Source organism: Streptococcus thermophilus (assembly GCF_010120595.1).
Lineage (GTDB): Bacteria > Bacillota > Bacilli > Lactobacillales > Streptococcaceae > Streptococcus > Streptococcus thermophilus.
Genome location: NZ_CP038020.1, coordinates 420,339 through 443,574 on the forward strand (window position 1 = coordinate 420,339; position 23,236 = coordinate 443,574).

At 41.5% G+C, this 23,236-nt stretch carries 19 protein-coding genes, 13 tRNA genes and 3 rRNA genes; 33 read left to right on the forward strand and 2 right to left on the reverse strand.

Features of this window, described 5'->3' with window-relative positions:
• The first annotated feature begins 8 nt into the window (after positions 1-8).
• From E3C75_RS02270 to mutS, 9 genes are all read left to right on the forward strand, one after another.
• The gene (locus E3C75_RS02270; RefSeq protein WP_111679069.1) at positions 9-869 is read left to right on the forward strand and encodes a primase alpha helix C-terminal domain-containing protein; all 861 of its coding nucleotides are present in this window, start codon (positions 9-11) and stop codon (positions 867-869) included.
• On the forward strand, positions 859-2,364 hold the full coding sequence (locus E3C75_RS02275) for a DNA primase family protein (protein WP_111679071.1): 1,506 nt from the start codon (positions 859-861) through the stop codon (positions 2,362-2,364). Before E3C75_RS02270 ends, E3C75_RS02275 begins: the two co-directional genes overlap by 11 nt.
• 296 nt (positions 2,365-2,660) lie before the next feature.
• Entirely contained in the window at positions 2,661-2,846 is a 186-nt protein-coding gene (locus E3C75_RS02280) for a hypothetical protein (RefSeq protein ID WP_111679073.1), read from the forward strand.
• Positions 2,847-2,911: 65 nt separating this feature from the next.
• Complete coding sequence (locus E3C75_RS02285) at positions 2,912-3,139, forward strand: hypothetical protein (protein ID WP_223899748.1); 228 nt, start codon at positions 2,912-2,914, stop codon at positions 3,137-3,139.
• Between the two features lie 480 nt (positions 3,140-3,619).
• Entirely contained in the window at positions 3,620-3,808 is a 189-nt protein-coding gene (locus tag E3C75_RS02290) for a competence regulator inhibitor paratox (protein WP_111679075.1), read from the forward strand.
• Positions 3,809-4,188: 380 nt separating this feature from the next.
• The gene (locus E3C75_RS02295) at positions 4,189-4,878 is read left to right on the forward strand and encodes a DUF3800 domain-containing protein (protein ID WP_197709066.1); all 690 of its coding nucleotides are present in this window, start codon (positions 4,189-4,191) and stop codon (positions 4,876-4,878) included.
• Between the two features lie 469 nt (positions 4,879-5,347).
• Complete coding sequence (argR, locus tag E3C75_RS02300) at positions 5,348-5,776, forward strand: arginine repressor (protein ID WP_024704313.1); 429 nt, start codon at positions 5,348-5,350, stop codon at positions 5,774-5,776.
• The gene (locus E3C75_RS02305; protein ID WP_064355739.1) at positions 5,776-6,135 is read left to right on the forward strand and encodes a YlbF family regulator; all 360 of its coding nucleotides are present in this window, start codon (positions 5,776-5,778) and stop codon (positions 6,133-6,135) included. The genes argR and E3C75_RS02305 overlap by 1 nt, the downstream gene beginning before the upstream one ends.
• Positions 6,128-8,686: a DNA mismatch repair protein MutS gene (mutS, locus tag E3C75_RS02310; RefSeq protein ID WP_111679079.1), complete on the forward strand. Its 2,559-nt coding sequence runs from the start codon at positions 6,128-6,130 to the stop codon at positions 8,684-8,686. Before E3C75_RS02305 ends, mutS begins: the two co-directional genes overlap by 8 nt.
• A 33-nt stretch (positions 8,687-8,719) precedes the next feature.
• On the opposite strand, the gene E3C75_RS02315 is transcribed toward mutS, so the two are convergent.
• Entirely contained in the window at positions 8,720-9,175 is a 456-nt protein-coding gene (locus E3C75_RS02315) for a DUF3021 domain-containing protein (RefSeq protein ID WP_084825708.1), read from the reverse strand.
• Positions 9,172-9,609 (reverse strand): LytTR family DNA-binding domain-containing protein, encoded by a 438-nt coding sequence (locus E3C75_RS02320; RefSeq protein ID WP_111679081.1) that lies wholly within the window; start codon positions 9,607-9,609, stop codon positions 9,172-9,174. Before E3C75_RS02320 ends, E3C75_RS02315 begins: the two co-directional genes overlap by 4 nt.
• 178 nt (positions 9,610-9,787) lie before the next feature.
• On the opposite strand from E3C75_RS02320, the gene E3C75_RS02325 reads away from it, so the two are divergent.
• From E3C75_RS02325 to E3C75_RS02440, 24 genes are all read left to right on the forward strand, one after another.
• Entirely contained in the window at positions 9,788-10,093 is a 306-nt protein-coding gene (locus E3C75_RS02325) for a hypothetical protein (RefSeq protein WP_084830425.1), read from the forward strand.
• Between the two features lie 51 nt (positions 10,094-10,144).
• Positions 10,145-12,088, forward strand: coding sequence for a DNA mismatch repair endonuclease MutL (gene mutL, locus E3C75_RS02330; protein WP_011680601.1), 1,944 nt, complete (start codon positions 10,145-10,147; stop codon positions 12,086-12,088).
• A 130-nt stretch (positions 12,089-12,218) separates the two neighbouring features.
• A complete protein-coding gene (locus E3C75_RS02335) occupies positions 12,219-12,440 on the forward strand; it encodes a hypothetical protein (RefSeq protein ID WP_011680602.1) in 222 nt (73 codons plus the stop codon).
• Between the two features lie 151 nt (positions 12,441-12,591).
• Positions 12,592-13,182, forward strand: coding sequence for a Holliday junction branch migration protein RuvA (ruvA, locus tag E3C75_RS02340; RefSeq protein ID WP_111679083.1), 591 nt, complete (start codon positions 12,592-12,594; stop codon positions 13,180-13,182).
• A gap of 6 nt (positions 13,183-13,188) precedes the next feature.
• The gene (locus E3C75_RS02345; RefSeq protein WP_111679085.1) at positions 13,189-13,743 is read left to right on the forward strand and encodes a DNA-3-methyladenine glycosylase I; all 555 of its coding nucleotides are present in this window, start codon (positions 13,189-13,191) and stop codon (positions 13,741-13,743) included.
• A 95-nt stretch (positions 13,744-13,838) separates the two neighbouring features.
• Positions 13,839-15,110: a competence/damage-inducible protein A gene (locus E3C75_RS02350; protein WP_111679087.1), complete on the forward strand. Its 1,272-nt coding sequence runs from the start codon at positions 13,839-13,841 to the stop codon at positions 15,108-15,110.
• A 35-nt stretch (positions 15,111-15,145) separates the two neighbouring features.
• Positions 15,146-16,285 (forward strand): recombinase RecA, encoded by a 1,140-nt coding sequence (gene recA, locus E3C75_RS02355; protein WP_011680606.1) that lies wholly within the window; start codon positions 15,146-15,148, stop codon positions 16,283-16,285.
• A gap of 176 nt (positions 16,286-16,461) precedes the next feature.
• The gene (gene spx / locus E3C75_RS02360; RefSeq protein WP_002949058.1) at positions 16,462-16,860 is read left to right on the forward strand and encodes a transcriptional regulator Spx; all 399 of its coding nucleotides are present in this window, start codon (positions 16,462-16,464) and stop codon (positions 16,858-16,860) included.
• Between the two features lie 415 nt (positions 16,861-17,275).
• A 16S ribosomal RNA gene (locus E3C75_RS02365) occupies positions 17,276-18,823 on the forward strand.
• 54 nt (positions 18,824-18,877) lie between these two features.
• Positions 18,878-18,950 (forward strand) — tRNA-Ala (locus E3C75_RS02370).
• Between the two features lie 147 nt (positions 18,951-19,097).
• Positions 19,098-21,997: ribosomal RNA gene (locus tag E3C75_RS02375) — 23S ribosomal RNA — on the forward strand.
• A gap of 83 nt (positions 21,998-22,080) precedes the next feature.
• Positions 22,081-22,196: ribosomal RNA gene (gene rrf, locus E3C75_RS02380) — 5S ribosomal RNA — on the forward strand.
• Together the 16S, 23S and 5S rRNA genes with 13 tRNA genes alongside form the textbook arrangement of a ribosomal RNA operon.
• Positions 22,197-22,201: 5 nt before the next feature.
• Positions 22,202-22,274: transfer RNA gene (locus E3C75_RS02385), tRNA-Val, on the forward strand.
• Between the two features lie 4 nt (positions 22,275-22,278).
• Positions 22,279-22,349: transfer RNA gene (locus tag E3C75_RS02390), tRNA-Gly, on the forward strand.
• 33 nt (positions 22,350-22,382) lie between these two features.
• Positions 22,383-22,456 (forward strand) — tRNA-Ile (locus tag E3C75_RS02395).
• Between the two features lie 6 nt (positions 22,457-22,462).
• Positions 22,463-22,534: transfer RNA gene (locus E3C75_RS02400), tRNA-Glu, on the forward strand.
• Positions 22,535-22,542: 8 nt separating this feature from the next.
• Positions 22,543-22,632 (forward strand) — tRNA-Ser (locus E3C75_RS02405).
• Positions 22,633-22,641: 9 nt separating this feature from the next.
• Positions 22,642-22,715, forward strand: a tRNA-Met gene (locus tag E3C75_RS02410).
• A gap of 3 nt (positions 22,716-22,718) precedes the next feature.
• Positions 22,719-22,791 (forward strand) — tRNA-Phe (locus E3C75_RS02415).
• 14 nt (positions 22,792-22,805) lie between these two features.
• Positions 22,806-22,886: transfer RNA gene (locus tag E3C75_RS02420), tRNA-Tyr, on the forward strand.
• 5 nt (positions 22,887-22,891) lie between these two features.
• Positions 22,892-22,962: transfer RNA gene (locus E3C75_RS02425), tRNA-Trp, on the forward strand.
• A gap of 11 nt (positions 22,963-22,973) precedes the next feature.
• Positions 22,974-23,046: transfer RNA gene (locus E3C75_RS02430), tRNA-His, on the forward strand.
• A gap of 6 nt (positions 23,047-23,052) precedes the next feature.
• A tRNA-Gln gene (locus tag E3C75_RS02435) sits at positions 23,053-23,124 on the forward strand.
• A 9-nt stretch (positions 23,125-23,133) separates the two neighbouring features.
• Positions 23,134-23,217 (forward strand) — tRNA-Leu (locus E3C75_RS02440).
• Positions 23,218-23,236 lie beyond the last annotated feature (19 nt).

Below are 23,236 nucleotides of genomic sequence, written 5' to 3' on the forward strand. Positions count from 1 at the left end.
GTGTAAGTATGCCTATTTATGAATCCCTAGGGTTTGGAAATAACTTACATTTAAACGATAATAAAGACCCTTTTAAATATGTCGCAACCTTTAGGCCTAGGACAGTACCAAAAGGCGTAGATATAGACGATTTTAAGCGCAATTCAGCGCCCTACTGCCTTAGTGGTGAGGTGAAACAAGATGAGAATGGCAACTATAAGCGCAATAATGCTAGTTTAATTTACCGTGATTTGATTTTCTTAGACTATGACGAGCTAGAGGCTAGCACAGACTTTCCTAGCGTTGTAAATAACGCCTTACATGGCTATTCTTACATCATTTACCCAACTATTAAGCACACCAAAGAAAAGCCACGTTATAGGCTTGTGGTAAAACCTAGTGACACAATGACAGAACAGACTTATAGGCAGACTGTCCAAGAGATAGCGGACAAAATCGGGCTACCTTTCGACAGTACAAGCCTAACATGGTCGCAGTTACAAGGGTTACCAGTAACCACTGGAGACCCTGCTGACTATGAAAAGATTGTAAATAGAGGGCGTGACTATCCCGTAGCAAATACGGTTACAGCTAGTCAGAAACCACACTATCACACACCACGACAAAGCGGTAATAAAACAATTACCATGCGCGTGCTTGACACCCTATTACATGGCTTTGGTGACGAGGGTGGGCGTAATGTTGCGGTAACTAGGTTTGTGGGGCTATTACTATCAAAGTGGGTTAATGCAGACGTAGCCACTGCCTATGAGCTAACAACCATAGCAAATAGCGTTACTAATAATCCTTTACCAGTCGAGGAACTAGCGAGAACTTTTGAAAGTATTGTGAAAGCTGAAATCAGAAAGAGAGGTGTCAATGGAAATTAACATTGATGATTTGCAAGAAAAACTAGATGAAAGTAATGCTATTAAGCCACCTAAGTCTATGAATGAGTTAATGGAACGTATCTATCAAGCGGGGGAATTATGGCGCGAGGAACACGCTGAAACAGTTGGAAAAAAAGATGGTTTGGGTGTCAAAATTCCCATACCACCTATTCACACCGTAGCTAAAGAACTAAGTAAAATCGTAACATTTACGTTCATTACAAAATCTAATATACCTGATAATAGTTTACTGTATATGTATGACCTAGACGAGGGTATTTATACCGCTAGCGCGGACGAGTTCAATGTTTTGTGTAAGACGTTTGATAATAGAATAAAGCCGAACGACTGGAAACAAATAAAAATGATGGTACGTACCATGACGAAGATAAGCAGACCGCTAGAAAGTGCTAATTTAGTACCAGTGCAGAATGGTATCCTAGATTTGAAAAACAAGAAATTACTGCCATTTAATCCTAAGTATGTTATCACTAGTAAAATAGCCACTGCTTATAAGCCACCTAAGTCTATCCCTAAGGATAGAGAGGGCAACACGTTTGACGATTGGTTAAATTCTATTGCTTGTGGTGATAGTGAGCTTGTAACGCTCTTTTGGCAAATTATCCTAGAGGCTATTAACCCAAATTATACACGTAACAAGTTCGCTATCTTCTATGGTGACGGTAATAACGGTAAGGGAACGTTTCAGCGCTTGCTTATTAACCTAATCGGTGAAAGTAACGTGTCAGCTTTAAAACCTGCACAGTTTAGCGACAAGTTTAATCTTGAAACGCTTGTTGGTAAGGTGTGTAATATTGGTGACGAAGCACCTAACGACTACTTGAAAAACCCGTCTGACCTAATGAGTATCACTAGCGGCGACACTGTACTGGTTAACCCAAAAGGGAGACCAGCCTTTGAGGCGACTTTTAAGCTATTCAATATCTTTTCGGGTAATTATATTCCTAATGGTGGGAATAAAACCAAAGGGTGGTATAGACGTATTATGATTGTGCCATTTAATGCTGACTTTAATGGTCAAATCGAAAAGCCTTGGATAAAAAATGAGTTCCTAGCAGATAAAGACGTTTTAGAATATGTTCTATATAAAACTGTTAATCAAGAGCCCTTTACTCATTTTATTGAGCCTAAGGCTGTCAAAGACTTGTTAGAGGAATATCAAGAAGATAATGATTACTTACTTGATTTTCTAAAAAACGAATATATTCCTAAAGGTTGGCATGAGTTAGACATTGTACCAGTCTTTCTAGCCACGAGACGCCTAGGAGAGTACGCCGAAGATATGGGAATACAGAAGCCTAATCTATATGGAGCAGGTAAAGAAATCGCTAGAAAACTACGAAACTTAACCCCAAATAACTATGTTGTTAAAAAAGCGAGGGTAAAGGCTGGCGATATTCAAACATTAGACCCTAATGGATTTGATAAAAGAAAGCTAAGTAATGCACAACGCTCAATCGTCAAAGAAAAATAATGTTCCCTTGTTCCATTGTTGTTCCATAGTTTGCACAACAAGGGAACACCCCTAAACGCTTGATACATAAGGGATTAGACCTATTCTGTTCCTTTGTTCCCCTATTTATAATGTTTATAATATATAAATATATATGATAACTATATATATAAGAGAATAGAGAAAAGAATGGAACAATGGGACAAACACCCTCAAACCCTTGCTACTACTGGCCTCGTATATGTTCCCAACAATGGAACAAAAGGGGACAACAATGGAACAAATCACTATTTTAAAAGAAAAGGATATCAAAAACAATGAAAATTAAACTATTTACAAGAGAACACGTATCAGACGGAATACATGAAACACTTGGTTTTGAAAAGTCTAGAATTGAAAATGACGTAGAGTTTGAAACTCGTATCAATGACTTTATGATTGATAAAAACGTTGTAAGTGTGCAAAGCCTAAAGGATAGTGTCTTTGTAACTTATGCTGATTAAGTAAAGGAGAAACATCATGACACTTAAGAAACATACAGACAACGCTAGGGCATTCACTTTCAGACATGAGTTTGAAACTATGGAATCACGCGCAAACTGTTTCCAATGCTATCCTTGGTTATATGGTCGGAACGTATAAACAACCGACAATAGATATCACAATCAGCAAGAACGAGGCTAATAACGCCTATACAATGCTTATTGATTATGTATCAGATAGTAACCTATCTGAGCCATTCAACCGTGTTTGTGATAGCTTTGAGAGCTATTCTAAAGGTTGCAGTGAAGCATAGATAATAAAGCGCTTGGGTTATCTGAGTGCTTTTAAATTGTTGAAAAAAGTTGATATAAAACGCCCTAATTGTTGGAAAATGTTGGTATAAAACACCACTATATTATTGGAAAATATGGGAATGGAAACCATAAATGTTAGAAAATATTAGAATATAAAAGTATATAGTGGCGCGTGGTGTAAGAATGTTGAGAAATGTTGCTATAAAACACCCTGATAACGTCCATAGAACACCCTAAACAAAGAATAGTCCGGATAATACTCGGGCTATTTTTAAATGCACCCCCGCCCCTATATTGCTGTCTGGAGAGCCACGACAAGGTGTTGTCTTACATCGCGCGCAATTTTTCCAGTTTTTTATAGGGTGTCTATACCAATTTATGCTAATGTTTGCTAACATTTTTCGTTATAATAGAATTACAAAAAAGATACGTATTTTTTTTGTATCAATCACGAATAGTAAAGAAAAGTAGATAATATAATGCTAACCTATGATGAATTTAAAGAGGCAATGGACAATGGTTTTATTAAAGGTGATACTGTCCAGATTGTCCGAAAGAATGGTAAGATCCATGACTACGTTTTAGACGGTGAACGAGTTGAGCCACACGAAATATTGAGATTAGAAAAAGTATCGGATATAATAAAAGAACTAGGCGGAGACAACTAAAAAAGCACCTTACTGGTGCTGGTTCCTTGCCTGCTAAACTCGTCAATTTTATTACCTTTTTTGTTACCCCTCAAAAATACCCTACTTGTTTGTACCTTATCACTTTTACTAGATTAGACAAAATAAGCTCTTTAAAATTGTGCATTTTTTGGGTACTTTATTACTCTATTATAGGTAGATAATAGGGGAAAATATATTTTCAAAAAACAGGTAATTTTACTTGTAAAAAAGACATCAATAGTATAGAATATAATTACAGGTAGAAGTACGCTGTATACTTGTGGAACTGAATTGACGTTTAAGCGAAGTGTATACTTCGTCAGTCGCAAGGGGGTCGCTTATTTAATAGGCGACCTTATTTTTTTGAATTGGAGTTTGATTTGGATATTTACGTTTATACTGATGAATCAGGAGTATTTGATAAAGAACATGAAACAATATATGTTTATGGTGGAGTGATTTTTTTAACTTCTGAGGACAAAGAGAATTCAGGTAGAAGATATATATCTGCGGAAAAAGCACTAAGAAAAAGCCATAGTAATTATAGGAAAGGGGAACTGAAAGCAAGTAGGCTTAAAAATAGACATAAAGCCAGTTTGTTTAGGTCGCTTAATAGGGAAATAAAATTTTCTATAGTGGTGAGTATTGGCAGGGTGCATGATAGGATTTTTTGTGAGAAAAAAAGTAAGCAGCGTTACTTAGATTATGTTTACAAAGTTGGTTTGAAAAAGGTGTTACAACGTCTTGTAGCAGATTGTAAAATAGAGACTACCGAAGTAGATACGATCAGTATTTTTACAGATGAGCATAGTACTGCGACTAATGGAAAATATGAGTTAAGAGAGGCGCTGTTAAACGAGTTTAAATATGGCACGTTTAACCCAGACTGGAATATTTTTTATCCTCCCTTATTCGAAAAACTATCTAGTTTAACTGTTGAATACTGTAATTCAGCTAAAAAGCCACATATACGTATGGCAGATATAATAGCGAATAGAGCATATTATCTTGCAAAGAATGATCTTTTTGGAGAGTTGGGAGAGAAAACTATATCAATCCACTTCCCTTAGTTTTAGAAAGAGGCGAGGCTGTAAGCCTCTTTTTATTATAATGGTCAAGTATGTGGGATTTTGCTTAATTCTGTTCATGACATTAGGGTAGTGATTGCAGATAAGGAATACCAGCTATCGTCATTCAATGATCTGATTTCTTTAAAAATTGGCGATAACACTTTAATAAATATCATGACCGGAATTGAAGTGCAGTATTATTAAAATAAACAAGCACGTTTGACCGTGCTTGTTACTTGCCTGCTAAACTCGTAAATTGATTGATACCCTAACGGGTATTTTTTGCTTTCCTTTTTGCTAACTTTTGGGGGAAGCAAACGGCAACTTATGGGGTATGAATTGCTAAAATAGCTCACAAAATCGCTTTGTCATCACTCTAATTAAACTTATGAAATAGTAGGGGGCATTTCATGAAAAAATACAAAAATTTTGTTATAATATGCAAGGAATGTACATAAAAAGAGGAAAGATAATGAAGAGAGATCGTCAAGCTGTTATCAAACAGATGATTTCAAGAGATAAGATTGGGACACAAGAGGAAATTAAGCAACGCCTAGAGGCGGAAGGTATCACGGTTACACAAGCTACCTTGTCACGTGATTTACGTGAGATTGGCCTGTTGAAGCTTCGTGATGAGGAAGGTAAACTTTACTATAGCTTGTCTGAGCATGTGCTTCCAAGTTTGGATCCTACGGTTAAGGACTATGTTAAATCAGTTTCCCGTGCTCAGTTTATGCTGGTTCTCCATACAGAATTGGGTGAAGCAGATGTCTTGGCAAATATAATTGATAGTGATGAAAATCCTGAAATTTTAGGAACCGTTGCTGGCGCAGATACCCTATTGGTAATCTGTAAGGACGCAGTGGTTGCTGAAAGATTGGAAAGTGAGTTTCACTGATGAACACTCCTCATCAGGATTTCCAAAAAGCCAAAGAAGAGTTAATTGACCTCCTCAAACACCATGAGGCGGTTCTTGCTTTTCAAGAGGCTGAGGAATCTATTGGACAGATTCCTCAGATCAGTGATCTGGCTAGACAGATGAAGGCCTATCAACAAGAAGCGGTGCTTTTTCAAAAGATCGAGAAACAACGTGCCTATGAGGAGGCTGGTGAGCAGGCAGATTTAATTCAGCATGAGTTGGAAAATTTGCCCATTGTTCAGGATTACCGTCAAAAGATGCAAGATGCCAGTGACTTGATTCAATATGTGACCAAGTCTATCGAAGAAAGGATTAACGAGGAGTTAAGACATGGCTAAGGAAAAAATATCTCCAGGAATGCAGCAGTATTTGGATATCAAGGAAAATTATCCAGATGCTTTTTTGCTGTTTCGGATGGGGGATTTTTACGAATTATTTTACGATGATGCTATTAAGGCTGCCCAGATTTTAGAAATTAGCCTAACTAGCCGTAATAAGAATGCAGATAATCCCATTCCTATGGCAGGTGTGCCTTATCATTCAGCTCAAGCATACATTGATGTTTTGGTTGAGATGGGCTACAAGGTAGCCATTGCTGAGCAGATGGAGGATCCTAAGCAGGCTGTCGGTGTGGTAAAGCGTGAGGTTGTTCAGGTTATCACACCAGGTACAGTGGTTGACAGCTCTAAACCTGATAGTGCCAACAATTTCTTGGTGGCCATTGACAAGGTTGGAAGTCGTTTTGGTCTTTCCTATATGGATGTGTCAACGGGTGAATTTTTTGCGACGGAGTTAGATGATTTTAGTTCAGTTTGTAGTGAAATTCAGAACCTTAAGGCGCGTGAAGTAGTGGTTGGATATGATCTACTTGAAACTGACGAACAAGTTTTAGTGAACCAACTTAACCTACTTCTCTCCAAGGAAATAGAAGGTTACGATGATGTTCACTTGATTGGTAATAGCTTGACAGATTTGGAAAGCAGTGTGGCGGGTAAACTTCTCCAGTATGTTCATCGCACTCAGATGCGTGAGCTCAGTCATTTACAAAAAGCTCAGCACTATGAGATAAAGGATTACTTGCAGATGTCCTATGCGACCAAGTCAAGCTTGGATTTACTGGAAAATGCTAGAACGGGCAAGAAACACGGTTCTCTTTTCTGGCTCTTGGATGAAACCAAGACAGCCATGGGAATGCGTCTCTTGCGAACTTGGATTGATCGTCCTTTAGTGAATCAAGCCACCATCATAGAGCGTCAGAATATTATCCAAGTTTTCTTGGACAATTTCTTTGAACGTAGTGACTTGACCGAGAGTCTAAAAGGTGTTTACGATATTGAGCGTCTGGCCAGTCGTGTTTCCTTTGGCAAGGCTAATCCTAAAGATTTGATTCAGCTAGGTCATACCTTAGCTCAGGTTCCGGTCATTAAGGCAATCTTGGAGTCCTTTAATGACGATGCCTTGTCAGGTCTTTTACAAGAGTTAGATGCTTTGCCAGAATTAGAGAGTTTGATTCGTTTGGCTATTGATCCTGATGCTCCAGCAACAATTACAGAAGGTGGTATTATCCGTGATGGTTTTGATGAGACCTTGGACAAGTATCGCAAAGTGATGAGCGAGGGGACGTCATGGATTGCGGATATCGAAGCCAAAGAACGTGAAGCGTCTGGTATTACAACACTAAAAATTGATTATAACCGTAAAGATGGTTATTATTTCCATGTGACCAACTCTAACCTTAGCTTGGTTCCTGACCATTTCTTCCGTAAGGCGACACTGAAAAATTCGGAGCGTTTTGGAACTGCTGAGTTGGCTAAGATTGAAGGTGAAATGCTAGAAGCGCGTGAAAAATCGTCAACCCTAGAGTATGATATTTTCATGCGTGTCCGTGAGCAAGTTGAACGCTATATCGACCGTTTGCAGTCTTTGGCTAAGGCCATTGCGACAGTCGATGTGCTTCAGAGTTTGGCTGTTACAGCGGAGAAAAATCATTATGTTCGTCCTGTTTTTAATGATGAGCATCGTATCGCTATTGATCGGGGCCGTCATGCGGTGGTTGAGAAGGTTATGGGCGTTCAGGAATACATTCCAAATACGATTACCTTTGACAGTCAGACCAATATTCAGCTCATCACAGGACCAAATATGAGTGGTAAATCTACCTATATGCGGCAGTTAGCCTTGTCAGTAGTTATGGCTCAAATGGGGGCTTACGTACCAGCAGATAGTGTTGATTTACCAATTTTTGACGCCATCTATACACGTATAGGTGCCGCAGATGACCTGATTTCAGGTCAGTCGACCTTCATGGTTGAGATGCTGGAGGCTAATCAGGCCATTAAGCGAGCGACACCTAATTCCTTGATTATTTTTGATGAGTTGGGGCGTGGGACAGCCACTTATGATGGTATGGCTTTGGCCCAGTCTATTATTGAGTTTATTCATGACAAGGTGGGGGCTAAGACCATGTTTGCTACCCATTATCATGAGTTGACTGCGCTATCAAACAGTTTGACACACCTTGTCAACGTCCATGTTGCGACACTTGAAAAGGATGGCGAAGTGACTTTCCTCCACAAAATTGTCGATGGTCCAGCTGATAAATCTTATGGTATTCATGTAGCTAAAATTGCAGGTTTACCAATAGATTTATTGAACCGTGCTGACACCATATTGACACAATTAGAAGGAGAGACAGTTGTAATCCAACCTCAGGAAAAGGTATCGTCTCAAGAAAAGCCTGCCATTGAAACGCATGTCAACGAGCAAATCTCTCTCTTTGGTGACTTTACTGAAAATCCAGTTCTTCAAGAGTTGCGTGATTTGGACATTTACAACATGACACCGATGCAAGTCATGATGGCTGTAGCAGATTTAAAACAGAAACTATAAAAGAAGCTTGTCGATTGACAGGCTTCTTGTCTTTTATAGGTGTTTCAATTCTTGATTGAGTTGTTCAATATCCTTTTTCATTTTCCAATAAGAAAAGGCCCAAACGAGCAGATAGATAAGGCTGAATTCAATGACTAGCTCCAAGTAGAAAGTCAAACGTAGGGGGAACCATCCGCTGAGGGTAGCTAGTGGAATGAAACCAAGACAGGTCAAAGCATAGTGAGTGAGGGTTGCACGAAGCAAACTCCACTCAGCCTTACGGAAAATATAACTAGCGATTTCAAAAAGGATACCGATAGCAAACCAAGTGATGAGGCAGTAGGCTAATACCATAGATCCGTGAACCTGATGTGACGTCATCCATTGTCCAATGGCTGAGTGAGGATTTAGAGGCATGTAGCTTGGTGCCCAGATAAGAGACATAATCATGGATACGGCAAGTCCGATAAGGATGCCCTTTGTGCCTGATTTAAAAAGTTGCTTTTTCATTGTAATTTCTCCTTTATTGCTTTGAGGGAACGGCGTGATGAGTAGGTGGTTTCCTTGTTTTTAAGGTGAATTTCAACGAGGCCGTTAGGGGTAATGTTGAAGCGTTCAATTTCTTTGAGGTTGACAATCTCTGATTGTGAGATTTTGATAAAGTAAGATGGCAGTTTTTCTAAAACTTGATAGAGACGTAAGCCTAAGTGGTACTCTCCTAGAATAGTTTCAGCTAAAACTTGGCGATTTTCGATGTAAATTCTGGAAATAGCATTAGGCTCGATGAGATAAGTTTCGCCATCTTTTTTTCCTTTGAGTCGTTGGTTATCATCCAAAGATTCGACAAACTCGACCACTTGCTGAATCTTGGGCGTCCGACTAGGTGCCTGAATCTGCAACATTTCTTCTTGGAATACCGAGTCAATCTGAACTTTTATTTTCATAACTATCCTTTCTTATTGGTAATTGAGGAGGCCTCCTCCCTTTCACACCTTTATTAAACACTATTTACTAGTCCACAGCAATAGCGTTTGTCTATGTGGTCCTGTATGGTGTCTAAGTGGTTGAAAATATTTTCGAAAACCCCTATACTTAATGAAAACGTACTGACGAGGTAATCACATGAAATCTATAATGAAATGGCTAGCAGGAATTTTTCTTGTCTGCAGTCTGATTTTGAGCTTTTATACACCTTTTGAAAAGGCACTAACACTGAACTTGCTTTTGCTTTATTTCTTTGTGAAGCAGTTTCTGGATTCGACAAGCTCTCCTAGAACCTATCAATGGATTTTTCAAGTTATTTATCTATTGATTTTTTCTGGACTCATTTGGTTCAACCTTCGTCATGGAGATATGATTGTTATTGCTACAGCCTTATCTTGGCTAACAGTTGTGTGTGAGTTGTGGCTTTATAGTCATCATAAGTAACAAGTCAGCGCCAGTGATCTATCAACCTTTTAGAAGGGAGAAAAACTAATTATGCCAAAAATTATCGAATTGCCTGAAGTTCTAGCCAATCAGATTGCTGCTGGTGAGGTCGTAGAGCGACCAGCTAGTGTAGTTAAAGAGCTGGTGGAAAATGCTATTGATGCAGGAAGCACCCAGATTACTATTGAAGTTGAAGAATCAGGCCTCTCAAAAATTCAAATCACAGACAATGGCGAAGGAATGGCTCAAGCTGATGTAGCTATGAGTTTGCGCCGTCATGCAACGAGTAAAATCAAAAATCAAGGAGATCTCTTTCGTATTCGAACACTTGGTTTTCGAGGTGAAGCCCTACCCTCTATAGCTTCTATTAGTCACCTTACCATTGTGACAGCAGCGGATGGAGAAGTCTATGGGACAAAACTTGTTGCTAAAGGTGGAGAAATTGAGAGTCAAGATCCTATTTCAACCCCAGTGGGAACAAAGATTACAGTTGAAAACTTGTTTTATAACACCCCAGCTCGTCTCAAGTATATGAAGAGTTTACAGGCTGAGTTGGCTCATATTGTCGATGTTGTCAACCGTTTGAGTTTAGCCCACCCCGAAGTAGCCTTCACCTTGCTTAATGACGGTCGTCAGTTGACACAGACATCAGGTACTGGAGACCTTCGTCAAGCTATTGCAGGGATTTATGGCTTAACAACAGCAAAAAAAATGGTGGAAATTTCAAATTCCGACCTTGATTTTGAAGTTTCTGGTTATGTCAGTCTCCCTGAATTAACGCGTGCTAACCGTAACTACATCACGATTCTCATTAACGGACGCTATATAAAAAACTTCCTCCTTAACCGTGCTATTTTTGATGGTTATGGTTCTAAACTTATGGTGGGACGCTTCCCAATTGCAGTTATTGATATTCAGATTGATCCTTATTTGGCAGATGTCAATGTTCACCCAACAAAGCAAGAAGTACGTATCTCTAAAGAAAAAGAACTCATGGCCCTTATCAAATCTGCCATTGCTCAAAGCCTTAGAGAGCAGGATTTGATTCCTGATGCCCTTGAAAATCTAGCAAAGTCAAGTACTAGAGGTGCAACTAGGTCAGTTCAGACGAGTCTCCCACTCAAACAAACCAATCTTTACTATGACAGTAGCCGTAATGATTTCTTTGTCACGCCAGAGACAGTTCAAGAGGATATCAAACCTCTTGTATCAAAGTCAGAGTCTTCAGTTTCATCGGTAGCAAACAAACAGCAACCTACTGTTAAACAGGCAAAACGTTCAGCAGATGATAGTGATAGCGAACACGGAAAACTTGACTATAAAAATAAATCGAAATTGAAGCGCATGCTTGAAAATCTGACCAATGAGGAAACATCAACCTTTCCTGAATTGGAGTTCTTTGGTCAAATGCATGGAACCTACCTCTTTGCCCAAGGACAAGGTGGCCTTTACATCATTGACCAGCATGCTGCCCAAGAACGTGTCAAGTATGAGTACTATCGCGAAAAGATAGGTGTGGTTGATAGTAGTTTACAACAACTTTTGGTTCCCTATCTTTTTGAATTTTCAGGTTCAGATTACATTAGTTTACAAGAAAAAATGCCTCTTCTTAACCAAGTTTGCATCTATTTGGAGCCTTATGGGAATAATACCTTCATTCTTCGAGAGCACCCTATCTGGATGAAGGAAGAAGAAATCGAATCTGCAGTCTATGAGATGTGTGATATGCTTCTTTTAACGAACGAAGTATCCGTCAAGACCTATCGTGCTGAGTTAGCCATCATGATGAGTTGTAAACGTTCAATAAAGGCCAATCATGCTCTTGATGATTACTCTGCGCGTGACCTTCTAGTACAGCTTGCACAGTGTAAAAATCCCTATAATTGTCCTCACGGCCGTCCAGTACTTGTCAACTTTACCAAGTCTGATATGGAAAAAATGTTCCGTCGTATTCAAGAAAACCATACCAGCCTACGTGATTTAGGAAAGTATTAAAACTTTTTTTCGTCTTGCTTTACGAATAGAGATGTTAGTTTTATAATCGTGTTGAAGATACGGAATTTTCTAATGTTTTAGCATATTATTGTAGGATGATGGTCTGATCTTTAAGTTAGGAGATAGAGTGATGAGACACCTAACAAAAACTTATAAAAACTTTTTACTTGTTGGCTTAACATTTTTAGCGATTAGTTTGATTTTCTATATTTTGGCTTGGTTAGGTCGACCAAGTTTGGAGAATACCTTAGTAAATGTTTCTAGCATTGCCTTCACCTTAGGTATTTCAACATATGTTCTCTTGGGATTGGAGATGATTACCGATACTTTAAAGATGAGTAGCCATTCTTAAAAAAGGGAGCAAACAGAATCCACTTTCGAGTGGATTTTTTGTTACAATAGTACAGCAGTGATTGAGATTAGTAAAAAACAAGGTAAGTTTTGTAGGTTTAAAAACTATATAACCATCATGTAACATTTAAAAAGAAAGGAACTCGCAAGCTATGTATGATTATATCAAGGGCACCCTAGTAAAAATCACAGCCAAACACATTGTCATAGAAACAAATGGTCTAGGATATATTGTCACTGTGGCTAATCCCTACAGCTTTTCTGATCAAATGAATCAGACTATCCAAGTGTATCTTCATCAAGTTATTAGAGATGATGCCCACCTACTTTTTGGTTTTCATACTGAAGATGAGAAAGAAGTTTTTCTTAAGTTGATTTCTGTTTCTGGGATAGGTCCGACGACTGCTCTAGCCATAGTGGCTGTGGATGATAATCAGGGACTTGTTGCTGCTATTGATAATAGTGACATCAAATACCTGATGAAATTTCCAAAGATTGGTAAAAAGACTGCTCAACAAATGGTTCTTGATCTGGCAGGAAAATTTGCAGAGTTACCAGCAGAAACGACCAATACTACGGCAAATCAGACTGCAGGAAATCAACAGTTGGATGAAGCTATGGAAGCTTTGCTTGCTCTTGGGTACAAAGCCACAGAGCTTAAGAAAGTGAAAACCTTCTTTGAGGATACCAATGAAACGGCAGAGCAATATATTAAGTCCGCTCTTAAAATGTTGATGAAGTGAGTAGCAATGGTCAATCGATGTCGTTGGGTTCCGACAGACAATAAACTTTATTGTGATTATCATGATAAGGAGTGGGGAAAGCCTATTGGTGACGATGAAAAACTTTTTGAGCTTCTTTGCTTAGAAAGTTATCAGTCAGGGCTTTCCTGGCTAACGGTTTTAAAAAAACGCCAGGCTTTTAATCGTGTTTTTCATAACTATGATATTAGTCGAGTTGCCCAGTTTAGCCTAAGTGAACTGGAAGAAGCGCTTCAAAATCCGGATGTCATCCGTCACAAACTTAAGTTAGAAGCAACCGTAAATAATGCCAAACAAGTACTTAAACTCCAAGATGAATTTGGCTCCCTGTCTCATTATTTTTGGCATTTTTTTGACGGAAAACCCTTGATAAATAATGTTCTCACATATAAAGATGTTCCATCATTAACTGACCTTTCTAAACAAATTGCAAAAGATCTAAAAAAGAAAGGGTTCAAATTTTTAGGACCGACTACCATGTACTCGTTTTTACAAGCAGCTGGATTTGTGAATGATCATGAAAATGATTGCGGCTTCAAATAATGAGTAGATTTGATTGACAAGACGGAAGAAACGTGTTAGTTTATAAACAAACATGTTTCTGAGATTATTTTACGAATAGTAATATAGGTGAACCAATGAAAGCTGAATTGATTGCAGTAGGAACTGAAATTCTTACAGGGCAAATCACCAATACCAATGCCCAATTTTTATCTGAAAAACTAGCTGAATTAGGAATTGACGTGTATTTTCACACAGCGGTAGGAGACAATGAAAACCGTCTACTTTCAGTCTTAGACCAGTCTAGTAAACGTAGCGATTTAGTTATACTCTGTGGAGGACTTGGCCCTACTGAGGATGACTTAACCAAACAATCATTGGCTAAGTTTTTAGGCAAAGAACTCATTTTTGATGAGGAGGCAAGTAAAAAACTGGATAGTTTCTTTGCTACTCGTCCTAAACATACACGAACGCCTAATAATGAACGCCAAGTGCAAATTGTTGAGGGGGCTGTCCCCTTGCAAAATCTCACAGGTCTGGCAGTTGGAGGAATTATTACTGTTGAAGGAGTGACCTATGTTGTCTTGCCTGGTCCGCCAAGTGAACTCAAACCTATGGTGAACCGAGAGCTTATTCCAGCTCTTACAGAGAATCATACTACGCTTTATTCTAGAGTCCTAAGGTTTTTTGGTGTTGGAGAAAGTCAATTGGTGACTATTATTAAAGATCTCATTGTTAACCAAACAGACCCAACCATTGCGCCCTATGCTAAAGTGGGAGAAGTGACCCTTCGCTTATCAACAAAGGCATCGTCGCAAGAAGAAGCGGATCGAAAACTAGATGTTTTAGAAGAACAAATTCGTTCTACTAAAACTCTAGATGGAAAAAGCTTGTCTGATCTCATCTATGGATATGGAGAATCAAATAGCTTAGCTTATGAAGTGTTCTATTTGCTTAAGAAATATGGCAAAACTATTACTGCAGCTGAAAGTTTAACAGCTGGCTTATTTCAAGCTAGTGTTGCTGATTTTCCTGGAGCTTCACAAGTATTCAAGGGTGGTTTTGTCACCTATAGCATGGAAGAAAAAGCTAAAATGTTGGGTATTCCCTTATCTAAATTAGAAGAGCATGGTGTTGTTAGTCATTTTACAGCAGAAAAAATGGCTGAGGGTGCCCGAGTTAAGACAGGTAGTGATTACGGAATTGCGCTTACTGGAGTAGCAGGACCAGATGCTTTGGAAGGGCATCAAGCAGGTACAGTCTTTATTGGTATTGCCGATAGAAACCAAGTGAGGTCAATTATGGTTGTTATAGGTGGAAGAAGTCGATCTGATGTTAGATATATCAGTACACTCTATGCCTTTAACCTAGTTCGCCAAGCTTTATTACAAGAGGACAACTCAATTTAAGTTTGTCATTTAACACAGAAAGAAGAGGAAATTAAGTGGCTAAGAAAACAAAGAAAACAGAAGAAATCACAAAGAAGTTTGGTGATGAGCGTCGCAAAGCACTCGACGATGCATTAAAAAATATTGAAAAAGATTTTGGTAAGGGTGCAGTTATGCGTCTTGGTGAGCGTGCAGAGCAAAAAGTTCAGGTTATGAGCTCAGGCTCGCTAGCTTTGGATATTGCTCTTGGTGCGGGTGGTTACCCTAAAGGTCGTATTATTGAAATTTACGGACCAGAATCATCAGGTAAAACAACTGTTGCCCTTCATGCAGTTGCTCAGACTCAAAAAGAAGGTGGCATCGCAGCTTTTATCGATGCCGAGCATGCTCTTGACCCTGCGTATGCAGCAGCTCTAGGTGTTAATATCGATGAGCTTCTTTTGTCGCAGCCTGATTCTGGTGAGCAAGGTCTCGAAATTGCAGGTAAGCTGATTGACTCTGGTGCAGTGGATTTAGTTGTTGTTGACTCAGTTGCGGCCTTGGTACCACGTGCAGAAATTGATGGAGATATTGGTGACAGTCATGTAGGACTTCAAGCACGTATGATGAGTCAAGCCATGCGTAAACTTTCTGCATCTATTAATAAAACAAAAACGATTGCTATCTTTATTAACCAGTTGCGTGAAAAAGTTGGTATCATGTTTGGTAACCCAGAGACTACCCCAGGTGGACGTGCTTTAAAATTCTATGCATCAGTACGTCTTGATGTACGTGGTAATACACAAATTAAAGGAACCGGTGACAAAAAGGACCAAAATGTTGGTAAGGAAACCAAGATTAAGGTTGTTAAAAATAAAGTTGCTCCACCATTTAAAGAAGCTTTTGTTGAAATTATGTATGGCGAAGGAATTTCACAAACCGGTGAACTTGTAAAAATTGCAAGTGATATAGGCATTATTCAGAAAGCCGGAGCTTGGTTCTCATATAATGGGGAGAAAATTGGTCAAGGATCTGAAAATGCTAAAAAGTATTTAGCAGATCATCCTGAGATTTTTGCAGAAATCGATCATAAAGTACGCGTACACTACGGTCTGATTGAGCTAGATGAGGACGATGTTGTTGAAGATACACAAGTTGAAGACACGTCTGATGAACTCATTCTAGATCTTGATTCAACCATTGAAATCGAAGAATAAGTGTCAAAGAGCCCAAAAGGTTCTTTTCTTTTTGATTTGAATTAAGAAGAAAATATGAGCAATACAAGTTAAAAAAGCGAATACACCCCAGATTCAAAATAGGTCGCTAGACCGATTTAATAAATCAAAGAAGGTGATAAGATAATAGTATCATGTGACAGAAAGAGAGAATTAACATGATTAAGATTTATACAATTTCAAGTTGTACAAGTTGTAAAAAAGCAAAAACATGGTTGAACAAGCATCAACTTCCTTATAAAGAACAAAATCTTGGTAAAGAACCACTTACAAAAGAAGAAATCCTTACTATCCTTTCAAAAACAGAGAATGGTGTTGAGAGCATCGTTTCAAAAAAAAATCGCTATGCCAAAGCTCTAAATTGTGATATTGATGAGCTTAGCGTCAGTGAAGTAATTGATTTGATTCAAGAAAATCCTAGAATTTTGAAGAGTCCAATCTTGATTGATGATAAGAGATTACAAGTGGGTTATAAAGAAGATGATATTCGTGCTTTTTTACCACGTTCAATCCGTAATGTCGAAAATTCACAAGCACGCATGCGTGCAGCACTATAAAATTCTAAAAGAAGGTTACTAGTATCTTCTTTTTGTTTTTTAAAAAGAAGAATTTATTGACTTTATTACTTAAACTTGATAAACTAGTAAAGTCCCAAATAACTTGTTCAGCAATAAAAAAGGTTCCAAAACTTTAAAAAAGCTATTGACAAGTTTAAGAAGGGATGATATTATAAATAAGCTGTTTCGTGAGAGACGGCCAGCACGAAGAAGAGAAAAAAACTTCAAAAAAAGTGTTGACAAGATATTCTGTCTTTGCTAGAATATAGAAGTTGTCTCAAGAGAGGCAAAGACCTTTGAGAACTGAATAAGAAACCAAGTGCAGGGTTATGATAGAAGAATTATAACCTGTCAATTTACAAGAATAAATCGTCAGACGACGGTAATGAGTTAACGCTCGAACAATTATTAAAGTATTAATGAGAGTTTGATCCTGGCTCAGGACGAACGCTGGCGGCGTGCCTAATACATGCAAGTAGAACGCTGAAGAGAGGAGCTTGCTCTTCTTGGATGAGTTGCGAACGGGTGAGTAACGCGTAGGTAACCTGCCTTGTAGCGGGGGATAACTATTGGAAACGATAGCTAATACCGCATAACAATGGATGACACATGTCATTTATTTGAAAGGGGCAATTGCTCCACTACAAGATGGACCTGCGTTGTATTAGCTAGTAGGTGAGGTAATGGCTCACCTAGGCGACGATACATAGCCGACCTGAGAGGGTGATCGGCCACACTGGGACTGAGACACGGCCCAGACTCCTACGGGAGGCAGCAGTAGGGAATCTTCGGCAATGGGGGCAACCCTGACCGAGCAACGCCGCGTGAGTGAAGAAGGTTTTCGGATCGTAAAGCTCTGTTGTAAGTCAAGAACGGGTGTGAGAGTGGAAAGTTCACACTGTGACGGTAGCTTACCAGAAAGGGACGGCTAACTACGTGCCAGCAGCCGCGGTAATACGTAGGTCCCGAGCGTTGTCCGGATTTATTGGGCGTAAAGCGAGCGCAGGCGGTTTGATAAGTCTGAAGTTAAAGGCTGTGGCTCAACCATAGTTCGCTTTGGAAACTGTCAAACTTGAGTGCAGAAGGGGAGAGTGGAATTCCATGTGTAGCGGTGAAATGCGTAGATATATGGAGGAACACCGGTGGCGAAAGCGGCTCTCTGGTCTGTAACTGACGCTGAGGCTCGAAAGCGTGGGGAGCGAACAGGATTAGATACCCTGGTAGTCCACGCCGTAAACGATGAGTGCTAGGTGTTGGATCCTTTCCGGGATTCAGTGCCGCAGCTAACGCATTAAGCACTCCGCCTGGGGAGTACGACCGCAAGGTTGAAACTCAAAGGAATTGACGGGGGCCCGCACAAGCGGTGGAGCATGTGGTTTAATTCGAAGCAACGCGAAGAACCTTACCAGGTCTTGACATCCCGATGCTATTTCTAGAGATAGAAAGTTACTTCGGTACATCGGTGACAGGTGGTGCATGGTTGTCGTCAGCTCGTGTCGTGAGATGTTGGGTTAAGTCCCGCAACGAGCGCAACCCCTATTGTTAGTTGCCATCATTCAGTTGGGCACTCTAGCGAGACTGCCGGTAATAAACCGGAGGAAGGTGGGGATGACGTCAAATCATCATGCCCCTTATGACCTGGGCTACACACGTGCTACAATGGTTGGTACAACGAGTTGCGAGTCGGTGACGGCGAGCTAATCTCTTAAAGCCAATCTCAGTTCGGATTGTAGGCTGCAACTCGCCTACATGAAGTCGGAATCGCTAGTAATCGCGGATCAGCACGCCGCGGTGAATACGTTCCCGGGCCTTGTACACACCGCCCGTCACACCACGAGAGTTTGTAACACCCGAAGTCGGTGAGGTAACCTTTTGGAGCCAGCCGCCTAAGGTGGGACAGATGATTGGGGTGAAGTCGTAACAAGGTAGCCGTATCGGAAGGTGCGGCTGGATCACCTCCTTTCTAAGGAAAAACGGAATGTACTTGAGTTTCTTATTTAGTTTTGAGAGGTCTTGTGGGGCCTTAGCTCAGCTGGGAGAGCGCCTGCTTTGCACGCAGGAGGTCAGCGGTTCGATCCCGCTAGGCTCCATTGAATCGAAAGATTCAAGTATTGTCCATTGAAAATTGAATATCTATATCAAATTCCATATGTAAGTAATTACATATAGATAGTAACAAGAAAATAAACCGAAACGCTGTGAATATTTAATGAGTTAGGTCGAAAGGCCAAAAATAAGGTTAAGTTAATAAGGGCGCACGGTGGATGCCTTGGCACTAGAAGCCGATGAAGGACGTGACTAACGACGAAATGCTTTGGGGAGCTGTAAGTGAGCAATGATCCAGAGATGTCCGAATGGGGGAACCCGGCAGGTAATGCCTGTCACTCATTACTGTTAAGGTAATGTAGAGGAAGACGCAGTGAACTGAAACATCTAAGTAGCTGTAGGAAGAGAAAGCAAAAGCGATTGCCTTAGTAGCGGCGAGCGAAACGGCAAGAGGGCAAACCGAAGAGTTTACTCTTCGGGGTTGTAGGACTGCAACGTGGACTTAAAGATTATAGAAGAACTACCTGGGAAGGTAGGCCAAAGAGAGTAATAGCCTCGTATTCGAAATAGTCTTTATACCTAGCAGTATCCTGAGTACGGCGAGACACGAGAAATCTCGTCGGAATCTGGGAGGACCATCTCCCAACCCTAAATACTCTTTAGTGACCGATAGTGAACCAGTACCGTGAGGGAAAGGTGAAAAGCACCCCGGGAGGGGAGTGAAATAGAACCTGAAACCGTGTGCCTACAACAAGTTCGAGCCCGTTAATGGGTGAGAGCGTGCCTTTTGTAGAATGAACCGGCGAGTTACGATATGATGCGAGGTTAAGTTGAAGAGACGGAGCCGTAGGGAAACCGAGTCTTAATAGGGCGCATTAGTATCATGTCGTAGACCCGAAACCATGTGACCTACCCATGAGCAGGTTGAAGGTGAGGTAAAACTCACTGGAGGACCGAACCAGGGCACGTTGAAAAGTGCTTGGATGACTTGTGGGTAGCGGAGAAATTCCAAACGAACTTGGAGATAGCTGGTTCTCTCCGAAATAGCTTTAGGGCTAGCGTCGATGTTAAGTCTCTTGGAGGTAGAGCACTGTTTGGGTGAGGGGTCCATCCCGGATTACCAATCTCAGATAAACTCCGAATGCCAATGAGATATAATCGGCAGTCAGACTGCGAGTGCTAAGATCCGTAGTCGAAAGGGAAACAGCCCAGACCACCAGCTAAGGTCCCAAAATATATGTTAAGTGGAAAAGGATGTGGGGTTGCACAGACAACTAGGATGTTAGCTTAGAAGCAGCTATTCATTCAAAGAGTGCGTAATAGCTCACTAGTCGAGTGACCCTGCGCCGAAAATGTACCGGGGCTAAAACATATTACCGAAGCTGTGGATACCTTTATAGGTATGGTAGGAGAGCGTTCTATGTGCGAAGAAGGTGTACCGTGAGGAGTGCTGGAGCGCATAGAAGTGAGAATGCCGGTATGAGTAGCGAAAGACAGGTGAGAATCCTGTCCACCGTAAGACTAAGGTTTCCAGGGGAAGGCTCGTCCGCCCTGGGTTAGTCGGGACCTAAGGAGAGACCGAAAGGTGTATCCGATGGACAACAGGTTGATATTCCTGTACTAGAGTATATAGTGATGGAGGGACGCAGTAGGCTAACTAAACCAGACGATTGGAAGTGTCTGGCCAAGCAGTGAGGTGTGATATGAGTCAAATGCTTATATCTTTAACATTGAGCTGTGATGGGGAGCGAAGTTTAGTAGCGAAGTTAGTGATGTCACACTGCCGAGAAAAGCTTCTAGCGTTAATTATACTCTACCCGTACCGCAAACCGACACAGGTAGTCGAGGCGAGTAGCCTCAGGTGAGCGAGAGAACTCTCGTTAAGGAACTCGGCAAAATGGCCCCGTAACTTCGGGAGAAGGGGCGCTGACTGATGGTCAGCCGCAGTGAATAGGCCCAAGCAACTGTTTATCAAAAACACAGCTCTCTGCTAAATCGTAAGATGATGTATAGGGGGTGACGCCTGCCCGGTGCTGGAAGGTTAAGAGGAGTGCTTAGCGTAAGCGAAGGCATGAATTGAAGCCCCAGTAAACGGCGGCCGTAACTATAACGGTCCTAAGGTAGCGAAATTCCTTGTCGGGTAAGTTCCGACCCGCACGAAAGGCGTAATGATTTGGGCACTGTCTCAACGAGAGACTCGGTGAAATTTTAGTACCTGTGAAGATGCAGGTTACCCGCGACAGGACGGAAAGACCCCATGGAGCTTTACTGCAGTTTGATATTGAGTATCTGTACCACATGTACAGGATAGGTAGGAGCCTATGACCTCGGGACGCCAGTTTCGAGTGAGGCGTTGTTGGGATACTACCCTTGTGTTATGGCTACTCTAACCCAGATAGGTTATCCCTATCGGGGACAGTGTCTGACGGGCAGTTTGACTGGGGCGGTCGCCTCCTAAAAGGTAACGGAGGCGCCCAAAGGTTCCCTCAGAATGGTTGGAAATCATTCGCAGAGTGTAAAGGTATAAGGGAGCTTGACTGCGAGAGCTACAACTCGAGCAGGGACGAAAGTCGGGCTTAGTGATCCGGTGGTTCCGTATGGAAGGGCCATCGCTCAACGGATAAAAGCTACCCTGGGGATAACAGGCTTATCTCCCCCAAGAGTTCACATCGACGGGGAGGTTTGGCACCTCGATGTCGGCTCGTCGCATCCTGGGGCTGTAGTCGGTCCCAAGGGTTGGGCTGTTCGCCCATTAAAGCGGCACGCGAGCTGGGTTCAGAACGTCGTGAGACAGTTCGGTCCCTATCCGTCGCGGGCGTAGGAAATTTGAGAGGATCTGCTCCTAGTACGAGAGGACCAGAGTGGACTTACCGCTGGTGTACCAGTTGTTCTGCCAAGAGCATCGCTGGGTAGCTATGTAGGGAAGGGATAAACGCTGAAAGCATCTAAGTGTGAAGCCCACCTCAAGATGAGATTTCCCATGATTTTATATCAGTAAGAGCCCTGAGAGATGATCAGGTTGATAGGTTAGAAGTGGAAGTGTGGTGACACATGTAGCGGACTAATACTAATAGCTCGAGGACTTATCCAACGAAAGTAACTGAGATATATTGACAACGATTTGGTTTCTTGATACAGTATAGATATTCAATTTTGAGTTGAGAATACTCAGAGTTAAGTGACGATAGCCTAGGAGATACACCTGTTCCCATGCCGAACACAGAAGTTAAGCCCTAGTACGCCTGATGTAGTTGGGGGTTGCCCCCTGTTAGATACGGTAGTCGCTTAGCAAATAGGGAGTTTAGCTCAGCTGGGAGAGCATCTGCCTTACAAGCAGAGGGTCAGCGGTTCGATCCCGTTAACTCCCATTTAGCGGGTGTAGTTTAGTGGTAAAACTACAGCCTTCCAAGCTGTTGTCGCGAGTTCGATTCTCGTCACCCGCTTTATTTGGAAACAAATATCCAAGCATTTAGCTTGGGCGCGTAGCTCAGATGGTTAGAGCGCACGCCTGATAAGCGTGAGGTCGGTGGTTCGATTCCACTCGTGCCCATTATATGGTCCGTTGGTCAAGGGGTTAAGACACCGCCTTTTCACGGCGGTAACACGGGTTCGAATCCCGTACGGACTATATTTTATGGAGGATTACCCAAGTCCGGCTGAAGGGAACGGTCTTGAAAACCGTCAGGCGTGTAAAAGCGTGCGTGGGTTCGAATCCCACATCCTCCTTATAATTAACGCGGGATGGAGCAGCTAGGTAGCTCGTCGGGCTCATAACCCGAAGGTCGTAGGTTCAAATCCTGCTCCCGCAATATGGCTCGGTAGCTCAGTTGGTAGAGCAATGGATTGAAGCTCCATGTGTCGGCGGTTCGATTCCGTCTCGCGCCATTTATTTATATTTTGGAAGGGTAGCGAAGAGGCTAAACGCGGCGGACTGTAAATCCGCTCCTTCGGGTTCGGGGGTTCGAATCCCTCCCCTTCCATAGTTACGGGCATAGTTTAAAGGTAGAACTAAGGTCTCCAAAACCTTCAGTGTGGGTTCAATTCCTACTGCCCGTGTTAATAAGGTGGCGAATGTGGTGAAGTGGTTAACACATCAGATTGTGGCTCTGACATTCGGGGGTTCGATTCCCCTCATTCGCCTATTTTTGGGGTATAGCCAAGCGGTAAGGCAAGGGACTTTGACTCCCTCATGCGTTGGTTCGAATCCAGCTACCCCAGTAAAACTTTGCCGGCGTGGCGGAATTGGCAGACGCGCTGGACTCAAAATCCAGTGTCCGCAAGGACGTGCCGGTTCGACCCCGGCCGCCGGTATAAGTTGCACTCCATAAGG

Excerpts from the sequence above, each read along its gene's own strand:
- E3C75_RS02275 (WP_111679071.1), top strand. The coding sequence starts at position 859 with ATGGAAATTAACATTGATGATTTGCAAGAAAAACTAGATGAAAGTAAT.
- E3C75_RS02320 (WP_111679081.1), bottom strand. The coding sequence starts at position 9,609 with ATGAAAATAAAAGTTCAGATTGACTCGGTATTCCAAGAAGAAATGTTG.
- E3C75_RS02280 (WP_111679073.1), top strand. The coding sequence starts at position 2,661 with ATGAAAATTAAACTATTTACAAGAGAACACGTATCAGACGGAATACAT.
- E3C75_RS02290 (WP_111679075.1), top strand. The coding sequence starts at position 3,620 with ATGCTAACCTATGATGAATTTAAAGAGGCAATGGACAATGGTTTTATT.
- spx (WP_002949058.1), top strand. The coding sequence starts at position 16,462 with ATGATTAAGATTTATACAATTTCAAGTTGTACAAGTTGTAAAAAAGCA.
- mutL (WP_011680601.1), top strand. The coding sequence starts at position 10,145 with ATGCCAAAAATTATCGAATTGCCTGAAGTTCTAGCCAATCAGATTGCT.
- E3C75_RS02270 (WP_111679069.1), top strand. The coding sequence starts at position 9 with ATGCCTATTTATGAATCCCTAGGGTTTGGAAATAACTTACATTTAAAC.
- E3C75_RS02345 (WP_111679085.1), top strand. The coding sequence starts at position 13,189 with ATGGTCAATCGATGTCGTTGGGTTCCGACAGACAATAAACTTTATTGT.
- E3C75_RS02285 (WP_223899748.1), top strand. The coding sequence starts at position 2,912 with ATGAGTTTGAAACTATGGAATCACGCGCAAACTGTTTCCAATGCTATC.
- E3C75_RS02350 (WP_111679087.1), top strand. The coding sequence starts at position 13,839 with ATGAAAGCTGAATTGATTGCAGTAGGAACTGAAATTCTTACAGGGCAA.
- E3C75_RS02325 (WP_084830425.1), top strand. The coding sequence starts at position 9,788 with ATGAAATCTATAATGAAATGGCTAGCAGGAATTTTTCTTGTCTGCAGT.
- E3C75_RS02305 (WP_064355739.1), top strand. The coding sequence starts at position 5,776 with ATGAACACTCCTCATCAGGATTTCCAAAAAGCCAAAGAAGAGTTAATT.
- E3C75_RS02315 (WP_084825708.1), bottom strand. The coding sequence starts at position 9,175 with ATGAAAAAGCAACTTTTTAAATCAGGCACAAAGGGCATCCTTATCGGA.
- ruvA (WP_111679083.1), top strand. The coding sequence starts at position 12,592 with ATGTATGATTATATCAAGGGCACCCTAGTAAAAATCACAGCCAAACAC.
- mutS (WP_111679079.1), top strand. The coding sequence starts at position 6,128 with ATGGCTAAGGAAAAAATATCTCCAGGAATGCAGCAGTATTTGGATATC.
- E3C75_RS02335 (WP_011680602.1), top strand. The coding sequence starts at position 12,219 with ATGAGACACCTAACAAAAACTTATAAAAACTTTTTACTTGTTGGCTTA.